The following is an 18,484-nucleotide window of genomic DNA, read 5'->3' on the forward strand; positions in this document are numbered from 1 at the left end:
CCAGTACCGGAAAGCCGATCTCCCCGGCGACGCGCAGGGCTTCCTCGTCTTCGGTAATGGCGCCTTCCGATCCTGGAACGCAAGGGATTCCCAGCGCGCGGGCGGTGCGCTTGGCCTCGATCTTGTCGCCCATGATGCGGATATGCTCGGCGCTCGGGCCGATGAAGGCGATGTCGTGATCGTGCAGGATTTCGGCGAACCTGGCGTTTTCCGACAGAAAACCATAGCCCGGGTGGATGGCGTCGGCGCCGGTGATTTCGCAGGCGGCGAGCAGGGCCGGGATGTTGAGATAGGAATCCTTGGCCGGCGCCGGCCCAATGCAAACCGATTCGTCGGCCAGCTTGACATGCATCGCGTCGGCGTCGACCGTCGAATGGACGGCGACGGTCGCGATGCCAAGCTCCTTGGCCGCGCGCAATATGCGGAGGGCGATTTCGCCCCGATTGGCGATCAGGATTTTCTCGAACATCCATTTTCTCGTTGTTACATTGATCGCGCCGCATCAGGGACCCGTGAATCCCTCGCGAATCCCTCGCGCCAGCCCGACGTCGCATTCGCTTCCGGCCCGGCGACCTCAGGCGATCACCAGCAGCGGCTGGCCATATTCGACGGGCTGGCCGTCTTCGACCAATATGGCGGAAACCGCGCCGCTCTTGTGGGCGACAATATCGTTGAAGGTCTTCATGGCCTCGACCAGCAGGACTTTCTGGCCGGCGGTCACATGGCTTCCGAGATCGATGAAAGCCTTGGCGTCGGGGCTCGGACGCAGATAGACCGTGCCGACCATCGGCGACTTGAGCAGGTCGGCGGCGGCATGGGCGTCGGCCGGCGTCTCGGCTGTCGCCGTTCCGGGCGCGGCGGCGCCGGCGGGCGCGGCGGCGTAGGCGGGGACGAAATTTGTCGCGAAATGCGGAGAGGGCGCAAGAAAAGCGTTCTGCCGCGCCACGCGGATGCGCAAATCGCCTTTTTCCACCTCGATCTCGGTGAGATCGCTTGCGCTGAGCAGATTGGCGATTTCCCGCACCAGTCTGGGGTCTATTTTCCCGGATTGGCTTGCAACGGGCGGCTTTTCCTTGCCGGCGGAGGGTTTTGGAATGGAGGAGCTGGTTTTGCTCATTCTTTGTTGCGGCCTTCCTGAGCTTTGGCTCGATCGGCCCGAAGGCGCCGGCACACGGAATCGGCGGCCCATCCGGAATCAAGCAGCCCAGCGTATAGACTTTTTAAGCAGGCTTTGAAAGCGTCAAGAAAGTCCCGCGCGCGCAAGCATGGCGCGCCGCCTTGTTTTTGCGGCTTTGGCGCACTAAATCCTTCTCCGATTTGGCTGAATCGGAGAAGGATTTAGCCTCTTTGTATGTGCAGCTTTTTGTGCGAAAACCGGTCTCCACTTGACCGCGCGCCGCTCTAGTTTGCGGTCTCAAGCGCCCGACGCCGCGATGCGCGGCGGTTTACGCCAATTCGGAGGTTATTGTCATGGGCGGTCTTTCGTTGCCCCATCTGTTGCTCCTCGGAGTCGTCGTGCTGATTCTTTTCGGCGGCAAGGGCAAGATTTCCGAAATCATGGGCGATGTCGCCAAGGGCATCAAATCCTTCAAGAAGGGCCTGTCCGACGACGACGCGAAGGCGCCGACGCCGCCGGGCGAGCCCGCGCGCACCATCGAGCTTCAGGCCCCGACGTCGGTCGAGCCTTCGCGCGACCAGCACAAGGTCGGCTGAACGAGCCTGCGCGCGATTTGAGGCGGTAAAGGGGTGGTAAAGGGTTTCTCATGTTCGACTTCGATATAGGCAAACTGCTGCTGATCGGCGTCGTGGCCCTGATTTTCATTCCGCCCAAGGACCTGCCGGAAACCCTGCGCCAGCTGGGCCGGCTGGTCGGCAAGGCGCGCCGCCTCGCCGGCGAATTCCAGAGCCAGTTCAACGAGGCGATTCGCGACGCCGAACTCGACGATCTCAAGAACGAGTTCCGCCATTTGAAAGACCAGGCCTCTGCCGAAATGGCCCTGAAGGAATTTTCCCAGATGGTCGAAACGGCGACGGTTCCCGAACCCGCCGCCACGGCCGTCGAGAGCCCCCGGGCCCCGCCGGAGGCTGAATCGGCTGTTCCGCCGGCGACTGAAGCCGCGCCGGAACCCGCGCCCGTTCCCCCCGTCGCCGCCGGAAGCCATTCATGACCCAGGCGGATATCGACGCCACCAAGGCGCCGCTGATCGATCACCTGATCGAATTGCGCGCCCGGCTGATCAAGGCGCTGATCGCCTTTCTGGTCGCCTTCGTCTTCTGTTTCTATTTCTCGCACCAGATCTACAACATCCTGCTCGGCCCCTATGTCTCGGTGGTCGGGGTGGAGAACGCCAAGCTGATCGCCACGCATTTTCTCGAACAATTTTTCACCCAGCTCAAATTGTCGATGTTCGGCGCGGGTTTTATCGCCTTTCCGATCATCGCCGCGCAGCTCTATAAATTCGTCGCCCCCGGCCTCTACCAGAACGAGCGCCGCGCCTTCGCGCCCTACCTCGTCGCCACGCCCTTGTTTTTCTTTCTCGGCGCGCTCCTGGTCTATTTCGCGGTCATGCCCTTCTTGATCAAATTCTCCGTCAGTTTCCAGCAGATCGACGTCAAGGGCGAACCGACCATCGCGCTTCTTCCCAAGGTCTCGGAATATTTGTCGTTGATCATGACTTTGGTCTTCGCCTTCGGCATCGCCTTCCAGCTGCCGGTGATCCTGACCCTGCTCGGCCACATCGGCGTCATCGACCAGGCGTTTTTGCGCGAAAAGCGTCGCTATGCGATTGTGCTGATTACTGTGGTCGCGGCGATTTTGACGCCGCCCGACCTGATTTCGATGTGCGCCCTTGTCGTTCCGATGCTGCTTCTTTACGAAGGTGCGGTTTTCGCGGTGGGGATCATCGAGCGCCGCCGAGCCGCGAAGCCCGACGCAAATGGGTGAAGTCGGGCTGCAAACGGCCCTTTGCCTTCGCTCCGATGCTCACGTACTGAAGTAAGCTCCGCTTCGGTGCTCGAAAAGGACCGTTTTCGTCGCGACTTGACCCATTTTCATTCGGGCTTCGAGATTCGGGCTGCGAGTTTGGAAGTTTAAGCATGCATGACATCAAAGCGATTCGCGACGACTTGGCCGGTTTTCGCGCCGATCTGCTGCGCCGCAAGCCAGACGAGGCCGCCGCCGACGCGCTGGCGGCGCGGCTGATCGCGCTTGACGACGCCCGCCGCACGGCTATCGCCCGCGCCCAAGGCGTGCAGGAGCGACGCAACGCCGCCTCGAAGGAGATCGGCGCGGCGATGAAGGCCGGGGATGCGGCGCTCGCCGAAAAGCTCAAGCAGGAAGTCGCCGAGCTCAAAAACGGCATGGGCGCGGCAGAGGCCGATGAAAAAGCCGCGATTCTCGCGTTCGAAACGGAATTGGCCGCCATTCCCAACCGCCCTTTGCCGGATGTTCCGCAAGGCGCCGACGAGGCGGACAATGTCGAAGTTCGGCGCGTCGGGGACAAGCCCGCCTTTTCCTTCAAGCCGAAGGAACATTTCGACATCGGCGAAGCGCTCGGCCTGATGGACTTTGAAGCGGCCTCGCGGCTGTCCGGCGCGCGTTTCGTCGTGCTCAAGGGCAAGCTGGCGCGGCTGGAGCGGGCGTTGATGCAGTTCATGCTCGATCTGCACACGGAGCAGCACGGCTACGAGGAAGTCGCGCCTCCCTTGCTGGTGCGCGACCAAGCCATGTATGGCACCGCGCAATTGCCGAAATTCAAGGACGATCAATTCGCCGCGGTTGGACTTGTCGGCGTAGAGGGACTCAGGGAGACGCTCGAAAATATCGAGTCGACGGCGGAGCAGGGCGGCGATCTGGCGACGAAGCTCGCCGGCTTGCCCAGGGCGGCAAGCTTCGAGACCGATCATTTCTGGCTTATCCCGACCGCCGAAGTGCCGCTGACCAATCTGGTCCGCGAGCAGATTCTCGACGAGGCGACGCTGCCCTTGCGCATGACCGCCGGCACCGCCTGTTTCCGCGCCGAGGCCGGTTCGGCGGGCCGCGACACGCGCGGCATGATCCGCCAGCATCAGTTCTCGAAAGTCGAGATGGTGTCGATCACCACGCCGGAACAATCGCTCGCCGAACATGAACGCATGACGCAATGCGCCGAGGAAGTTCTCAAAAGGCTCGGCCTCGCTTATCGGGTGGTGGCGCTCTGCAGCGGCGACATGGGGTTTGCCGCGCAGAAAACCTATGACCTCGAGGTCTGGTTGCCCGGCCAGGACCGCTATCGCGAAATCTCCTCCTGTTCGGTCTGCGGCGACTTTCAGGCGCGGCGGATGAACGCGCGATATCGCCCAGCGGACAGCAAGACGACGCGTTTCGTCCACACGCTCAACGGCTCGGGCGTCGCCGTTGGCCGCGCCTTGGTGGCGGTGCTGGAAAATTACCAGAACGAGGACGGTTCGGTGACCGTCCCGGAGGTATTGCGGCCCTATATGGGCGGGCTGGAAAAGATTTCGCGCTAAGCGACACCGGTGCCTTCCCTTCTCCCCTTGCGGGAGAAAGTGGCGACATAGGGCGTCGAAAGACGCCCGTCTTTCGACGGGCTATGGCGCCGGATGAGGGGGCGATTCCGCGTAACGCGCGATTCAGACGAGGGCCGCCCATTCCCATTGTGAGCGTTTTCGCGGCCACCCCCTCATCCGTCTCGCCTTCGGCGAGCCACCTTCTCCCGCGAGGGGAGAAGGGAAACACCGCATTTGCGTCATTCCTCCAGCGGCCTATAAGACGCCTCGAAACGGATCCATCGAATCGGGCGGCTGGCGACGAATGCGCATTCTGATCACCAATGACGACGGCATTCACGCCACCGGCCTCAAGGTGCTGGAGCGCATCGCCGCAAAGCTTTCCGACGATGTGTTCGTCGTCGCGCCGGAATCCGACCAGTCGGGCGTCGCCCATTCGCTGTCGCTCGCCGATCCGCTCCGCTTGCGCAAGATTTCCGAGCGCCATTTTGCGGTCAAGGGCACGCCGACCGACTGCATCATCATGGGCGTGCGCAAATTGATGATCGACAATCCGCCCGATCTGATCCTGTCCGGGGTCAACAAGGGCCAGAACGTCGCCGAGGACGTCACCTATTCCGGCACCATCGCCGGGGCGATGGAGGGCACCTTGCTCGGCTTTCCGTCGCTGGCGCTGTCGCAATGCTATTCGCCGGAAGGCGTTTTCTGGGACTGTTGCGAGACCCATGCGCCGGGCCTGATCGCGCGATTGATGGAAAAGGGCCTGCCGCCCGGCGTCTTGATGAATCTCAATTTTCCGGCCTGTCCCGCCGGCGCGGTCGCCGGGACCCTGTTGACGCGGCAGGGGCGGCGCGACGCCGAACTGATGAAGATCGAATCCCGGTTCGACGGACGCGGCAATCCCTATTACTGGATCGCCTTCGAGCGGCCGGATTTCATCGCCGGCGCCGGCACGGATCTCGAAGCCGTGGCGCGCAAGCGGATTTCGGTGACGCCCTTGCGCCTCGACCTGACCGACGATCCGGCGCTAAAGCATTTCGCCGAAATGTTCGGCTGAGAGCGGCGATGGCGCCCTCCGCCGCTCCGCCCGACGCGCGCGCGCAGGCCAAGGCGCAGCTGATGCTGCGGCTGCGCGCGAAAGGCCTGCGCGATCTGGCCTTGCTGCGGGCGCTGGAAAACACGCCGCGTGAAGATTTCGTCGAACCGGCTTTCGCTGAAATGGCTTTGCGCGACGTCGCGCTGCCGTTGCCCTGCGGCCAGACCATGGAGCCGCCGTCGCTGCTCGCGCATATGCTGAGCCTGCTGGCGCCGCGCCCGCCGCACCGCATTCTCGAAATCGGCGCCGGCTCGGGTTATTCGGCAGGCGTATTGTCGCTGCTCGGACGCGAAGTGGTCGCCGTCGAATGTTTTCTGGTTCTCGCCGAGGCGGCGCGCGCCCGGCTCGAAAATCTGGGGGTCCGCAATGTCCATGTGCTTTGGGCCGACGGTCTCGACCTGTCGCCGAGCCTTGGAACATTCGACCGCATTCTGGTCCATGGCGCGCTGAACGAACCGCCGCACCGGCTGATCGGCGTTTTGCGCGACGGGGGCGTTCTGGTGGCGCCGCGCAAGGGCGAGGGCGCGGCGCAGGGCCAGCTGTTTCGATTCCGCCGCCAGGGCGAACAGATCGAGGCCGAAGCCCTTGGGCCGGTTCGCGCGCAAAACCTGGCTCATGGCCTGTTCGGCGGCAATCGAGGCAAATAAACCGTTAATAAAAAATCATTCGCTGAATTTTCGTTCATCTTAAACGCTCCTTTAACCGACTTCCTCTTTAATCGGTTCTGTTGGTTCAGTGTGGGTAGGATGCGTGATGAGCAAGACGCTGGGGAAGTCCGGAAAACCCGTTAGGTTGGCGGTGATCGGCGTGGCGACGATAATGCTCGGCGGCTGCGCGGATACGGGACGCATGGGCGATCCCTTCGCCGATCCGTTTCAGAAAACCTCCAGTCTCGATCGCAGCCCGACTGGAACCACGGTCCGGCCGCCGCAGCCGCAGCAGCCGCAATTGCAGCAGCAGGCCTCCAATTTCTTCGCCGACGCGTTCAAGCCCTTCGACGACCATTCCGCCAGCCCTCCCGCGGCGCCGGTCGTCAGCCCGCCGCCGCTCGCGCCGCCTGCCGCGCCGATCGACCGCCAGCCTCTGGCGGCGCCGCCCGCAGCCGCGGCCGCGGCCGTCGCGGCGCCCGCTGTCGCCTTGCGTCCGAGCCTTCCGGTGGCGCCTGCGGCTTCGGCCCTGCAAGCCGCTCCCGGTGGAGTCGGCGGCTGGAGCGCCCAGGGCGGCACGCCGGTGGTGGTCGCCCAGGGTGAAAACGCCGAGACCATCGCCCAGCGCTTTGGCGTGCCGACGGCGACCTTGCTGAGCCTCAATGGCTATGCCAACCGCGCCCAGGTTCAGCCCGGCGCGCGGCTGGTGATACCAGTCTATCACGCCAATGGCGCGCGGGTTGCCGCCTCTCCGGCCGCCGCGCCGCAGGCGCCGGCAAAATTGGCGAAGGCGGAGCCGGCGATCCGGCCCGATCCGGCGACCGCTCTGGCCGAAAAACGCGCCAAGATCGCGGCGGCCAAGGCGGATGAAGCCTCGCGTAAATTGGCCGAGGCGCAGACCGCCAAGGTCAACGCCGCCAAGGCCGGCGCCGCCAATGCCGCCAAGGCCGGCGCGCCGGTCCTGAAGGCGGAAGCCGCCAAAGCCGAAAAAGCCGAAAAAGCAAAGCTGCAGGAAGCCAAAGCCGCCGCCGACGCCGCGAAACTTGCGCAAGCGAAAGCCGAGCAGGCCAAAACCGCGCAGCTGAAATCCGCGCAGGCCGAGAAAAAACAACTCGCGGGCGCCACGCCGGTCGCGCCGGTTTCGGCGACCATCGCTGCGTCCCAGCCGGTGGCGAGCAAATTCGAAAAGGCGCCGGCCGTCGCTGCGTCCGCCGTCGATACCTCGTCCACGGCCAGCCTGCCGTCAGCCTCCGGCGGCGCGTCGAGCGATTCCGCCAATCCCGAATTCCGCTGGCCGGCGCGCGGCCGGGTGATTCAGGCTTTCGGGGCGGGCGGCAATGACGGCATCAATATCGCCGTGCCGGAAGGCACGCAGGTCAAGGCCTCGGAAGGCGGCGTCGTCGCCTATGCCGGCAGCGAATTGAAGGGCTATGGCAATCTCGTGCTGATCCGCCATCCCAATGGCTTCGTCTCGGCCTACGCCAATAATGGATCGCTGAACGTCAAGCGCGGCGAGACCGTAAAGCGCGGCCAGACCATCGCCCTGTCCGGGCAGAGCGGCAATGTCGCCTCGCCGCAATTGCACTTCGAACTCCGCAAAGGTTCGAAACCAGTCGATCCTTCGACCTATCTGGCGGGACTCTAATACCCATTCTCCTTAATCGCGACTCGTCGCGATTAAGGAGGTTCCTCGCATAAGCTCGGCGTCGCATTTCGCTCCTAGCCCGGCCTCGGAAGTCACGACTTCCGAGGCCGCATATAAGCTCCACGACGCTTAATTGACATCGCGCGCTAAGCCAACACTTTCCTTGCAGCCGCGAGACACGGCCGGGAAAGCAACGGGGCGGCAGGGTCACAAGAAGGGCCCTTGCCGCCCCGATTCATTTTTGCAAAGCGCACGATCTTCAACAGCAGCGAAAGCCGCCGGTGTCGGTCCCGCCGCCGAAGCGGCGGTCCTCGCGGTTGCGGAAAAATTCCGTCCGGGTCATCGGGATCAGATCCGGATGGAGCTTTGCGCTATGGGCGACATAATTTTCGTAATCGGGCTGGCCGACCATCAGCCGCGCCGTCTGGCGCAGCCGGCGGCCGAATTCGCCGAAGCTAAGCCTTGGAGGGCTGCAATCCTGGCAGGTCATCGCCGGTCTCCCTGGTTGAAGCCTTCGGATTGGCCAAGGCCTTGCGGACCGTGGCGATGCCGGCGACGATCATCGCCAGCACCACGGCGATGAAGATCGCGGTCAGCGCGGCGTCGACGCGGTCGTTGACGATCACCCGCTGCATTTCCTCCAGCGTCTTGGCCGGCGCCAGGATCTTGCCCTGGGCGACTGCGTCGGAGAACAGCCGCGCATGGGCCAGGAAGCCGATCGCCGGATTTTCGTGGAACAATTTCTGCCAGCCTGCCGTCAGCGTGCAGACGATCAGCCAGCTCGCCGGCGCCAAGGTGATGGCGGCGAAGCGCTGGCGTTTCATCTTGAACAGCACGGCGGTCGCCAGGATCAGCGCGATCGCCGCGAGCATCTGGTTCGATATGCCGAACAGCGGCCACAGGGTATTGATGCCGCCGAGCGGATCGATCACGCCCTGGTAGAGGAAATAGCCCCAGCCGGAAACCGCGAGCCCGGTGGCGAGAAGATTGGCGGGCCAGCTTTGCGTGCGCGCCATGGCCGGGACGAAATTGCCGAGCAGGTCCTGGATCATGAATCGCGCCACGCGGGTGCCGGCGTCCACCGTCGTCAGGATGAACAGGGCCTCGAACAGGATCGCGAAATGATACCAGAAGGCGGTCATGCCGGGGCCGCCGACGAAGGACGACAGAATCTGCGCCATGCCGACCGCGAGCGTCGGCGCGCCGCCGGCGCGCGACAGGATCGTGGTTTCGCCGACGCTTTTCGCGGTCTCGGTCAGCATTTCCGGCGTGACGACGAACCCCCATTGCGAAATGGTCTGGGCCGCCTGCGCCGCCGTCGTCCCGATGACGCCAGGCGCCGAATTCATCGCGAAATAGACGCCCGGCTGAAGCGCCGTCGCCGCGATCAGCGCCATTATGCCGACAAAGCTTTCCATCAGCATCGCGCCATAGCCGATGAAGCGCATTTCGCTTTCGTTGGTCAGCATTTTCGGCGTGGTGCCGGAGGCGATCAGCGCGTGGAAGCCCGACACCGCGCCGCAGGCGATGGTGATGAACAGGAACGGGAACAGCGCGCCTTTGAACACCGGGCCGGTGCCGTCGATATATTTGGTGACCGCCGGCATTTTGAGATCGGGCATGACGAAGGCGATGCCGATGGCGAGCGCCAGAATCGTGCCGATTTTCAGGAAGGTCGAGAGATAGTCGCGCGGCGCCAGCAAAATCCACACCGGCAGCACCGAGGCGACGAAGCCGTAGCCGATCAGCATCAGCGCCAGGGTCTCGCCCTTGTAGGTGAACAGCGGCGCGAGCGTCGGGCTTTCGCTCACGGTCTGGCCGAAGACAATGCCGGCCATCAGCAGGACGAAGCCGATCGCCGACATTTCCAGGATGCGGCCCGGCCGGATGAAGCGGTTGTAGACGCCCATCAGCACGGCCGTGGGCAGGGTGGAAAGAACGGTGAAGGTGCCCCACGGGCTGCCGGCGAGCGCCTTGACGACGACGAGGGCGAGAACCGCGAGCAGGATGATCATGATCGCCAGCACGCCGAATTGCGCGATTGTCCCGGCGGTCGCGCCCATTTCCGTCCGGATCATGTCGCCGAGCGAGCGGCCGTCGCGCCGCGTCGAGATGAAAAGAATGACGAAATCCTGCACCGCGCCGGCGAACACCACGCCGGTCAGCAGCCACATGACGCCCGGCAGATAGCCCATCTGCGCTGCGAGCACTGGTCCGACCAGCGGCCCGGCGCCGGCGATGGCCGCAAAATGATGGCCAAACAGCACATATTTGTCGGTCGGCACATAGTCCAGACCGTCATTGCGCCGCACCGCCGGAGTCGGGCGCGAATCGTCGAGCACCAGCGCCTGCCGGGCGATGAACCGGCTGTAGAATCGATAGGCGACGAGATAGACGCAGATCGCCGCCGTCACCACCCAGAGCGCGTTGATCGTCTCGCCCCGATGCAGCGCCACCGTGCCGAGGGCGAAGGCGCCCAGCACCGAGATCGCCAGCCACGCCAGCCATGAAAGCGCCGAATTTTTTTCCGCTTGCGCAGTCGCCATGTTTGATTTCCTCCCCAGGAGCGACCCCCGCAACGGCCGCACATTGTATCCGAGCTGAATTTCATCGGATTGTCGTCAAAACGCAAGTGCCGGGGGTTTGGTTCTTGGCGCGGTCATGAAAATGGCATTTTCTCCACGTTGGGGCCTCGCGCCGTCGGCGTTTGGCGCGAATCGGGGTTGGGTCTATAAGTCGTTGAGTCGAGAGGCGTGGCTTGGAGTCGATAGGCGGGGCTGGCGCGGCGGCTGTTCGCGGCGTCCGCCGAAACAGCGCGCCGGGCGAGGAAGCTGCAAGTGAAACTGATTATTTTCGACATTGATGGAACGCTGGTCGATAGCCAGAATTTCATCGTCGAGGCGCAGAAGCAGGCCTTCAACGCGCTCGGTCTGCCCGTGCCGAATCGTGGGCGCGCGCTGTCGGTGGTCGGTCTGTCGCTCATTGAGGCTTTCGACGTCTTGACCCTTGGGCAGGGCCCTAGCGAACAGCTGGCCGAGGCCTACAAGCTCGCCTGGAAGCAATTGCACGCCGATCCGGGCTTTGACGATCCGCTCTATCCGGGCGCGGAACAGCTGGTGCGCGAACTGGCGCGGCGGGAAGACTGCCTGCTCGGCGTCGCGACGGGAAAATCCCGTGCCGGGGTGTCGCGGCTGTTCGAGCGCCGGGGCTGGAGCGGGCTGTTCGCCACCGTGCAGACCGCCGACGACGCGCCCTCCAAACCGGCGCCCGACATGATTTTTCAGGCTCTGGCGGAGACCGGCGTCAGCGTGCGGGAATGCTGGATGATCGGCGACACCACCTTCGACATGGCGATGGCGCGCAACGCCGGCGCCCGCGCCATCGGCGTCGGCTGGGGCTATCACGGCTCCGACCTGCTGCTCGAAGCCGGGGCCGCAACGATCGCCGAGGATTTTGGCGCCTTGCGCGACATTCTGGAGGCGGTTGCGCCATGCGCGACGATCTGACCGATATTTTCTTCGAAACCGGCGAACGCGATCCACTCAAGGCTGCGCAGCGCGACATGAAGCGCCCGCTGCCGAAGCGCTTTTACACCGAAGTCGCCGTTCAGCCGCTGGCGGAAGGTTTCGGGATCGCGCTCGACGGCAAGCCGGTCCACACCCCGGCGCGCGTTCGCCTTGTCGTTCCGACGCGGCGGTTGGCCGAGGCCTTGGCCGAGGAATGGCGCGCGCAAGGGGCGGAGATCGACCCGGCGAAAATGCCGAAGACCCGGCTGGTCAATACGGCGCTCGACGGGGTTTCGCGCGAAAAACAGGCCGTGGCCGAGGAAATCGCCAAATTCGCCGGTTCCGACCTCGTCTGCTATCGCGCGGACGCGCCGCAGAGTCTGATTGCGGAACAGGACGCGGCGTGGAACCCGGTTCTCGACTTTTTCCGCGAAAAATTTTCCGTCCGCTTCGCCTGTTCGCAAGGGGTGGTATTCGTCGCCCAGCCGGAAGAATCGCTTGCGGCGGTCTTGGGCGCGGTGGAAGAACAGGCGGCGAGCGCCGACGGCGCGCTCAGGCTTGCGGCGCTCCATGTCATGACCACGCTGACCGGTTCGGCGCTGATCGCGCTGGCGCTGGTTCGCGGCGGCCTCGATTTCGACTCCGCCTGGGCGGCGGCCCATGTCGACGAGGATTTTCAGGCGCGCTTGTGGGGCCCCGACGACGAGGCTTTGGCCCGGCGCGACGCGCGAAAGGCGGAAATGCGCTCGGCGCTGGAGGTTTTGGAGGCGCTGGACGGCTGACGGCGCAGGCGCGCTCGACCGTCGCCATTTTCACACATACGTCATCTGTCGGGTTTCGGCATTTGCAAAGCCATGTTAAACCGACGCCGAAATTCGGTCGGCGTCGCCCTCGCCGTGTTTGCCTGGATCATTGCCCATGAAACATATTCTCGAAATTCTCTCCGAACGCCGCGAAGGCGCCCGTCTCGGCGGCGGCCAGAAGCGTATCGACGCCCAGCATAATCGCGGCAAACTGACGGCGCGCGAACGCATCGACCTGCTGCTCGATCATAATTCCTTCGAGGAATTCGACATGTTCGTGCAGCATCGCTGCGTCGATTTCGGGATGGACAAGGACGAGAAAATCCCCGGCGACGGCGTCGTCACCGGCTGGGGCACGATCAATGGCCGCATCGTCTATGTCTTCGCCAAGGATTTCACGGTTTTCGGCGGTTCGCTGTCGGAGGCCCACGCGGCCAAGATCACCAAAATCCAGGACATGGCGCTGCAAAACCGCGCGCCGATCATCGGCCTGTTCGACGCCGGCGGCGCGCGCATCCAGGAGGGCGTGGCGGCGCTCGGCGGCTATGGCGAGGTGTTCCAGCGCAATGTGATCGCTTCGGGGGTCATCCCGCAGATTTCGCTGATCATGGGTCCATGCGCGGGCGGCGACGTCTATTCGCCGGCCATGACCGACTTCATCTTCATGGTCAAGGAGACGAGCTACATGTTCGTCACCGGCCCGGATGTGGTCAAGACCGTGACCAACGAGACGGTGACGGCGGAAGAACTCGGCGGCGCCTCGGTGCATACGACCAAGAGCTCGATCGCCGACAAGGGCTATGACAACGATCTGGAGGCGCTGTTGCAGATGCGCCGCCTGATCGACTTTTTGCCATCGTCCAACACCGACGAGGTCCCGGAATGGCCGACCTTCGATCAGGACGACCGCTATGACATGTCGCTCAACACCCTGATTCCCGACAATCCCAACAAGCCCTACGACATGAAGGAATTGATCGTCAAAGTAGTGGACGAGGGCGATTTCTTCGAAATCCAGGAGGCGCACGCCAAAAACATCATCGTCGGCTTCGGGCGCTTCGACGGGCGCACCGTCGGCATTGTCGCCAACCAGCCGCTGGTTCTGGCCGGCGTGCTCGATTCCGACGCCTCGCGCAAAGCCGCGCGTTTCGTGCGCTTCTGCGACGCCTTCAACATTCCGATCGTCACTTTCGTCGACGTTCCGGGCTTCCTGCCCGGCACGGCGCAGGAATATGGCGGTCTGATCAAGCATGGCGCCAAGTTGCTGTTCGCCTTTGGCGAAGCCACCGTGCCGAAGATCACCGTGATCACCCGAAAAGCCTTCGGCGGCGCCTATGTCGTCATGGCCGCCAAACATCTGCGCGGCGACGTCAATTACGCCTGGCCGACGGCGCAGATCGCGGTGATGGGCGCCAAGGGCGCGGTGGAGATCATCTTCCGGGCGGACATCGGCGACAAGGAAAAAATCGCCGAGCGCACCAAGGAATATGAAACCCGCTTTCTCTCGCCCTTCGTCGCCGCCGAACGCGGCTATATCGACGAGGTGTTCCAGCCCTTCGGCACGCGCAAGCGCGTCGCCCGCGCGCTGGCCATGCTGCGCCACAAGGAGTTGGAGAACCCCTGGAAGAAGCACGACAATATTCCGCTGTAAGCCCCGCGTCTTGCCGTTAAAAACACCCTCGCGCCGGGCCGGCGGGAGGGTGTTTTTCAATTACGGCTCTGGCGTGACATTCATCGGCGGCATTTGGCGGGGGCCGGGAATTCGATTTCGGTCAGTTCGCCGGTCAGGACGAAATCGCCGTAATCGAGTTTCAGGCCCGACGACACGCCGTTTTCATAGAGATGGAACGACAGCACGTAATCGGGCGCGCCGTCGCGCTGGTTGGGCGGGAAATAGGCCAGCGCCACCGGCCAGCGCCGCAGCCCGCGCAAATTCGCGGCCTGCGCGCCCTTGTCGGCGTCGGGCCCCTGTTCGAGCGCGCCGATGATGGCGGTGACGTCGAAAATCTTGCGTCCATCGTCGGAAGCGTCATAGACGCGCGACAGGAAAATCTTCTCGCCGGCGCTCGCCGCCGCGATCACCCTGCCAATATGCTGGGTGGGAAACAGCACGGCGTTGTCGGCGCTGAGGGTGAAGGGCTTCGGGCGGGTCAGGGCGATGGAGAGCGCGCCGCGCGTGCGCTCGGCATGGCCGTCCACCTCCTCGTCCTTGCCGCCGGCGGACGCGACGTTGAAGCGGAAATCCGAGCCCTTGGCGTCCTCATAGGTGGTGGTGCGGGTTTCGGTGATCTGCCTTTCGCCTTCCTGCGGCTGCATATCGACCACCTGCCTCAGCGTCTGGGCATAACCTTCGCAGGCCGAGGAGAAATCGAAGGCGATCCGGCCCGAGGCGCCCGCCGGCGCCTTGGTCCCCGCGCCTTCGAGCAGGCGCAACTCGTAGATCGCCTTGTGGCTGGCGAGCGCAGGGGAGGCGGGATCCGGCTTGACGGCGTCGGGTTTGGCGGCGTCGTTCATCGCCGGCCCGGCGGTCGCGGTTCCGGGGGCGGCCGTGAGCGCCGGCAAGCAGGCGCCAAGGACGAAGGCCATGACCAGCAGGATTTTAGGGTTACGCATGAGGGCCTTATCCATGAAAAGTTCCGCGCCACGATTTATGCAGTCTAACCGCGAGAAAGCATTGCGGGAAGCCCGTGGTGAATTTACGGTCGCGGGCGCGTATCGGATTTGAAAGGACGCCGCTATGGGACAAATCTCCAGCGAGGTCGAACGCCGTCTCGCCAACCTCGGTTTCGTCCTGCCGGAGCCCGCCGCGCCTCTGGCCAATTATGTCCCGGCGACGCGCAGCGGCGCGCTGCTGTTCATTTCCGGGCAATTGCCGCTGGGGCCGGACGGCAAGCTGGCGGAGGCCCATCTCGGCAAGGTCGGAGCGAGCGTGGACGAGGCGGCGGCGCGCGAGGCGGCGGCGCTTTGCGCGTTGAACTGTCTGGCCCAGGCGCGGGCGCATCTTGGCGATCTCGACCGTATCGGCCATTGCATCCGACTCGGCGGTTTCATCCATTGCGCCGAGGATTTCACCCGACTCGCTCTGGTGATGAACGGCGCCTCCGACCTGATTGCGACGGCGCTCGGCGAAAAGGGAACCCACGCGCGCTCGACGGTCGGCGTCGCGCAACTCCCGCTCGGCGCCTGCGTCGAGGTCGAGGCGATTTTCGAAATCACCCCGTGAAACCGCGTCGTGAGGCGCTCTTCTGGCTGACGGCGCGGCCGATCGCCCATCGCGGCCTGCACGACTCTTCACGTGGCGTGGTCGAAAATTCGCTCGGCGCGGCGCGGGCGGCCTTTGCCGCAAATTATGCAATGGAATGCGACCTGCGGCTGTCGCGCGACGGCAAGGTTTTTGTTTTCCATGACGACGGGCTCGACCGGCTGTGCGGCGAGACCGGCCTGTTCCGCGATCTCGACGCCGCGCAGGCGCAGCGCAAAGTGCTGCTTGGCTCGGGAGAGACGATTCTGCCGTTCGAACGATTGCTAGGCGTGGCGCAGAGCGCGGTCCCGCTGATCGTCGAACTCAAGAGCGATTTTTCGGGCGACGTGGCGCTGGCCGCCGCCGTCGCCGCGACCTTGCGCGACTATCCCGGCCCCGTGGCGGTCAAAAGCTTCGATCCCGATTTGATCGTCGCCTTGCGCCGGATCGACGCCCCTTGGCCGCTCGGAATCGTCGCGCAGGCCGAGTACGGCCAAGAGGAATGGGCCGGCCTGAGCGACGCGCAGCGTTTCGCCTTGAGCCGTTTCACCCATGCCGGGGAGACAAGGCCGGATTTCCTGTCCTGGCGCGCCGGCGACCTGCCCAATCCAACCTGCGAATTCGCCCGCGCCTGCGCGGGGACGCCAGTCTTGAGCTGGACGATTCGCTCGGCCCAACAGGCGGAGCGCGTCAAAGCCCATGCCGACCAGATTATCTTTGAGGGTTTTCTGGCGTAAGCCGGCTTCGTCCCAATGCCAAAAGGCCGCGCCCAAAAACGCAAAAAGCCGCCCTTAGGCGGCTGTGAGCACAAAAAGTCCAAGTCTTACTTGATCTTGGTTTCCTTGAACTCGACGTGTTTGCGCACGACGGGATCGTATTTCTTGAACGCCAGCTTGTCGGTCTTGGTGCGCGCGTTCTTCTTGGAGACATAGAAATAGCCGGTGTCGGCGGTCGACAAAAGCTTGATCTTGATGGTGGCGGCCTTGGCCATGAACTTTGTCCTGATAACGATCTGGCGGGTCGAAGGGACCGCGCCAGGGAAAAAAAGGGGCCGGATCGTCTCCGGCCCAAACTCGCGCGCACCATACAAATCGTCGCGAACTTGTCAAGCCGCGCCGCGCCGTCTTCCCGGCGCGAAGGGGCCGGCGAAGACCGCGACCAGCGCCAGATAGCCTGCGAAAAGCAGCGCCAGCGCATCGAACAGCCCATGCCGCGCCGAAAGGTCGAGTCCGAGGCCGAGCATCGGCGGTCCGACCATCATGCCCAGCGCATAGGTCATGACGAAGGCCGCATTGGCGGCGCCAAGCTGCGCGCCCTGGAATTTTTCGCCGAGCAGCGCGAGGCCTACGGGGTAGAATTCGCTGATGATCCCGCCCCAGACGAACAGCGCGACGGCATAGGCCAGCCGGTTTTCCACCAGCGAGGGCAGGCTCAAGGCGCCGATGAGGCCGAGAAGCGACAGCAGGCCGAGCAATTTGATCTTGTTGACGCGGTCGGCGATCAGGCCGACCGGGATCGGAAAGACCACATTGCCGAGCGCCCATAAGGTGAGCTGAAAGGTCGCCCAGGCCGGCGTCATTCCGGCGCGCAGGCCGAAAACCGGCAACAGGCCGCTCATCCCGGTCTCCACGGCGCCGTAGAACAGACCGGCGGCCATGGCCAGCGGCGCCGCGACGAAAATCGGCCGGAGCTTGCCGCGTCCCCCGCCTTCCATGGCGACAGATCCCTCGCGGCCGGCCAGCGCCACCGGCAGGGCGGCGGCCGAGATCAGTCCGGCGGCGAACAGAAAGGGCGCCTTTCCTTCGATGCCGACCAGCGTGAGCAGGGTCGGGCCGACCGAATAGCCGATGGCCAGCACGGTCGCATAAAGCCCCATCACCACGCCGCGCTGGCCGCGCGGCGCGGCGGCGCCGATCCAGAATTCGCTGATCACGAAAACGACCGTCAACGCCAGTCCGAAAACGGCGCGGATCGCCAGCCAGAGCCGGAAATCATCGACGAACGCGAAAGCGACGAGCGCGGCGACGCTCACGCCGATGGCGAGGAACAGCGCCGGCCGGATGCCGAGCGCGCGGGCCAGCGGCGGCGTCAGCGGCGCGGCGACCAGCGTCGCGAAGCCGGTGACGGCGATATGCAGGCCATTGGTCCGCGCGGGGATGCCGGCGGCCTCCATTCGCAGCGCCAGCAGCGGGATGACCAGCGACAGGCCGACTCCGACAATGGAAATGCAGGAGATGGCGGCGCCAAGCTTTTTGCGCGTCGGTGAATCGAAGGCTGCGAACATGGGCGACACTAGAGCATATTCCTGTCCAAAAGGTTGGAGACCTTTTGGACAGGAATATGCGTCAAAAACAAAAAATCCAGAGCAAGCCGATGTTTCCGCGAAACATGAACTTGCTCTGGATATCGGCGTCCGGGCCTTGACGGAAAATTCGCGGGCCAAATTTTTTTGAGCTGGTCGGGCGCATCCTCGGCGACCGCCGGCCCGGCGGCAACAGGCGGAATCGCCTTCGTCTCGATTCCCGAAATCATTAAAAAATGTTTAAAAACAACATTTTAACAAACCAAAACATTGATCGGAAACCCCGGAGTGCTTAGCTAGTAGCAAGGCGCCGGCCCGGGAACAGCGGTGGCGTTGCGAGGGCCGGATTTCGCGCTGCATGTCGGGGAACCAGATGAAAAGGAAATCGACGCGTATCGGCGCGGCTCTGGTCGCCAGCAGCCTGCTCAATGTCGGCGCGCAAGCCGTAGCCGCCGAATCCAAGAAAGCCATCTCCGGCGCCGGCGACCCGACGACCGAATTCAGGTTCGCTCTCGAAGCCCGGCAAAACGCCTCTTCCCCGGACCGCTTTTTTTCTCTCGGCCCGATCGCGCAGATGACCGATGGCGTCGAGGTTGGCGACACTTTCGTCTTCCGGGACGGCGGCGACCTTTTCGACGGCTCGTAATTCGACGAGCGCGGCCCGGCGCTGTTCGGCGGCCTTATACCATCGGCCTTTGCTTCCGACCGGTCGGAAGCCACAGTCCGTCCGCAAGA

General features: G+C 63.9%; 20 protein-coding genes. 13 read left to right on the plus strand and 7 right to left on the minus strand.

All coding sequences use genetic code 11. From position 1 onward, the window contains the following. The coding region (locus QZY01_RS22465; RefSeq protein ID WP_294541742.1) for a biotin carboxylase N-terminal domain-containing protein at positions 1-469 on the minus strand (469 nt) is incomplete at its 3' end. 105 nt (positions 470-574) lie between these two features. After that, entirely contained in the window at positions 575-1,117 is a 543-nt protein-coding gene (gene accB / locus QZY01_RS22470) for an acetyl-CoA carboxylase biotin carboxyl carrier protein (protein ID WP_294541745.1), read from the minus strand. Positions 1,118-1,470: 353 nt separating this feature from the next. Between accB and QZY01_RS22475 the strand changes: the two genes are divergently transcribed. The 7 genes from QZY01_RS22475 (at position 1,471) to QZY01_RS22505 (ending at position 7,897) form a co-directional block, all read left to right on the plus strand. Beyond that, complete coding sequence (locus QZY01_RS22475; RefSeq protein ID WP_294541747.1) at positions 1,471-1,713, plus strand: twin-arginine translocase TatA/TatE family subunit; 243 nt, start codon at positions 1,471-1,473, stop codon at positions 1,711-1,713. A 50-nt stretch (positions 1,714-1,763) separates the two neighbouring features. Continuing rightward, positions 1,764-2,168 carry a Sec-independent protein translocase protein TatB gene (gene tatB, locus QZY01_RS22480; RefSeq protein WP_294541749.1) on the plus strand — a complete coding sequence of 135 codons (405 nt, stop codon included), beginning with the start codon at positions 1,764-1,766 and terminating at the stop codon, positions 2,166-2,168. After that, positions 2,165-2,944, plus strand: a complete 780-nt coding sequence (tatC, locus tag QZY01_RS22485; protein WP_294541752.1) for a twin-arginine translocase subunit TatC — start codon at positions 2,165-2,167, stop codon at positions 2,942-2,944. The genes tatB and tatC overlap by 4 nt, the downstream gene beginning before the upstream one ends. A 152-nt stretch (positions 2,945-3,096) precedes the next feature. Beyond that, entirely contained in the window at positions 3,097-4,509 is a 1,413-nt protein-coding gene (serS, locus tag QZY01_RS22490; RefSeq protein WP_294541754.1) for a serine--tRNA ligase, read from the plus strand. A gap of 304 nt (positions 4,510-4,813) precedes the next feature. Then, a complete protein-coding gene (gene surE / locus QZY01_RS22495; RefSeq protein ID WP_294541757.1) occupies positions 4,814-5,566 on the plus strand; it encodes a 5'/3'-nucleotidase SurE in 753 nt (250 codons plus the stop codon). Between the two features lie 8 nt (positions 5,567-5,574). Further along, on the plus strand, positions 5,575-6,252 hold the full coding sequence (locus tag QZY01_RS22500) for a methyltransferase domain-containing protein (protein ID WP_294541758.1): 678 nt from the start codon (positions 5,575-5,577) through the stop codon (positions 6,250-6,252). Positions 6,253-6,358: 106 nt separating this feature from the next. Continuing rightward, on the plus strand, positions 6,359-7,897 hold the full coding sequence (locus QZY01_RS22505; RefSeq protein WP_294541761.1) for a peptidoglycan DD-metalloendopeptidase family protein: 1,539 nt from the start codon (positions 6,359-6,361) through the stop codon (positions 7,895-7,897). Positions 7,898-8,156: 259 nt separating this feature from the next. Here the strand turns inward: QZY01_RS22505 and QZY01_RS22510 are convergent, their stop codons facing one another. Both QZY01_RS22510 and QZY01_RS22515 read right to left on the minus strand, forming a co-directional pair. Then, complete coding sequence (locus tag QZY01_RS22510) at positions 8,157-8,387, minus strand: YbdD/YjiX family protein (protein WP_294541763.1); 231 nt, start codon at positions 8,385-8,387, stop codon at positions 8,157-8,159. Beyond that, entirely contained in the window at positions 8,353-10,443 is a 2,091-nt protein-coding gene (locus QZY01_RS22515; protein ID WP_294541766.1) for a carbon starvation CstA family protein, read from the minus strand. The genes QZY01_RS22510 and QZY01_RS22515 overlap by 35 nt, the downstream gene beginning before the upstream one ends. A 291-nt stretch (positions 10,444-10,734) precedes the next feature. Here QZY01_RS22515 and QZY01_RS22520 point away from each other — a divergent pair, with 291 nt between their 5' ends. The 3 genes from QZY01_RS22520 (at position 10,735) to QZY01_RS22530 (ending at position 13,857) form a co-directional block, all read left to right on the plus strand. Beyond that, positions 10,735-11,403, plus strand: a complete 669-nt coding sequence (locus QZY01_RS22520; RefSeq protein ID WP_294541767.1) for an HAD-IA family hydrolase — start codon at positions 10,735-10,737, stop codon at positions 11,401-11,403. Further along, positions 11,388-12,185 carry an ATP12 family protein gene (locus QZY01_RS22525; RefSeq protein WP_294541769.1) on the plus strand — a complete coding sequence of 266 codons (798 nt, stop codon included), beginning with the start codon at positions 11,388-11,390 and terminating at the stop codon, positions 12,183-12,185. Before QZY01_RS22520 ends, QZY01_RS22525 begins: the two co-directional genes overlap by 16 nt. Positions 12,186-12,321: 136 nt before the next feature. Then, positions 12,322-13,857, plus strand: a complete 1,536-nt coding sequence (locus QZY01_RS22530; RefSeq protein WP_294541771.1) for an acyl-CoA carboxylase subunit beta — start codon at positions 12,322-12,324, stop codon at positions 13,855-13,857. An 80-nt stretch (positions 13,858-13,937) separates the two neighbouring features. Here the strand turns inward: QZY01_RS22530 and QZY01_RS22535 are convergent, their stop codons facing one another. Continuing rightward, positions 13,938-14,834 (minus strand): cell envelope integrity EipB family protein, encoded by an 897-nt coding sequence (locus QZY01_RS22535; RefSeq protein WP_294541773.1) that lies wholly within the window; start codon positions 14,832-14,834, stop codon positions 13,938-13,940. 109 nt (positions 14,835-14,943) lie between these two features. Here QZY01_RS22535 and QZY01_RS22540 point away from each other — a divergent pair, with 109 nt between their 5' ends. Both QZY01_RS22540 and QZY01_RS22545 read left to right on the plus strand, forming a co-directional pair. Continuing rightward, positions 14,944-15,429, plus strand: coding sequence for a RidA family protein (locus QZY01_RS22540; RefSeq protein ID WP_294541774.1), 486 nt, complete (start codon positions 14,944-14,946; stop codon positions 15,427-15,429). Further along, on the plus strand, positions 15,426-16,184 hold the full coding sequence (locus QZY01_RS22545) for a glycerophosphodiester phosphodiesterase family protein (protein ID WP_294541776.1): 759 nt from the start codon (positions 15,426-15,428) through the stop codon (positions 16,182-16,184). The genes QZY01_RS22540 and QZY01_RS22545 overlap by 4 nt, the downstream gene beginning before the upstream one ends. Before the next feature lie 86 nt (positions 16,185-16,270). Here QZY01_RS22545 and rpmG read toward each other — a convergent pair whose 3' ends face one another. Further along, on the minus strand, positions 16,271-16,438 hold the full coding sequence (rpmG, locus tag QZY01_RS22550) for a 50S ribosomal protein L33 (protein WP_294541778.1): 168 nt from the start codon (positions 16,436-16,438) through the stop codon (positions 16,271-16,273). A 114-nt stretch (positions 16,439-16,552) separates the two neighbouring features. Continuing rightward, positions 16,553-17,731, minus strand: coding sequence for an MFS transporter (locus QZY01_RS22555; RefSeq protein WP_294541832.1), 1,179 nt, complete (start codon positions 17,729-17,731; stop codon positions 16,553-16,555). 391 nt (positions 17,732-18,122) lie between these two features. Here QZY01_RS22555 and QZY01_RS22560 point away from each other — a divergent pair, with 391 nt between their 5' ends. Beyond that, positions 18,123-18,395, plus strand: a complete 273-nt coding sequence (locus tag QZY01_RS22560) for a hypothetical protein (protein ID WP_294541779.1) — start codon at positions 18,123-18,125, stop codon at positions 18,393-18,395. Positions 18,396-18,484 lie beyond the last annotated feature (89 nt).

This window comes from uncultured Rhodoblastus sp., from assembly GCF_903903185.1.
GTDB lineage: Bacteria > Pseudomonadota > Alphaproteobacteria > Rhizobiales > Beijerinckiaceae > Rhodoblastus.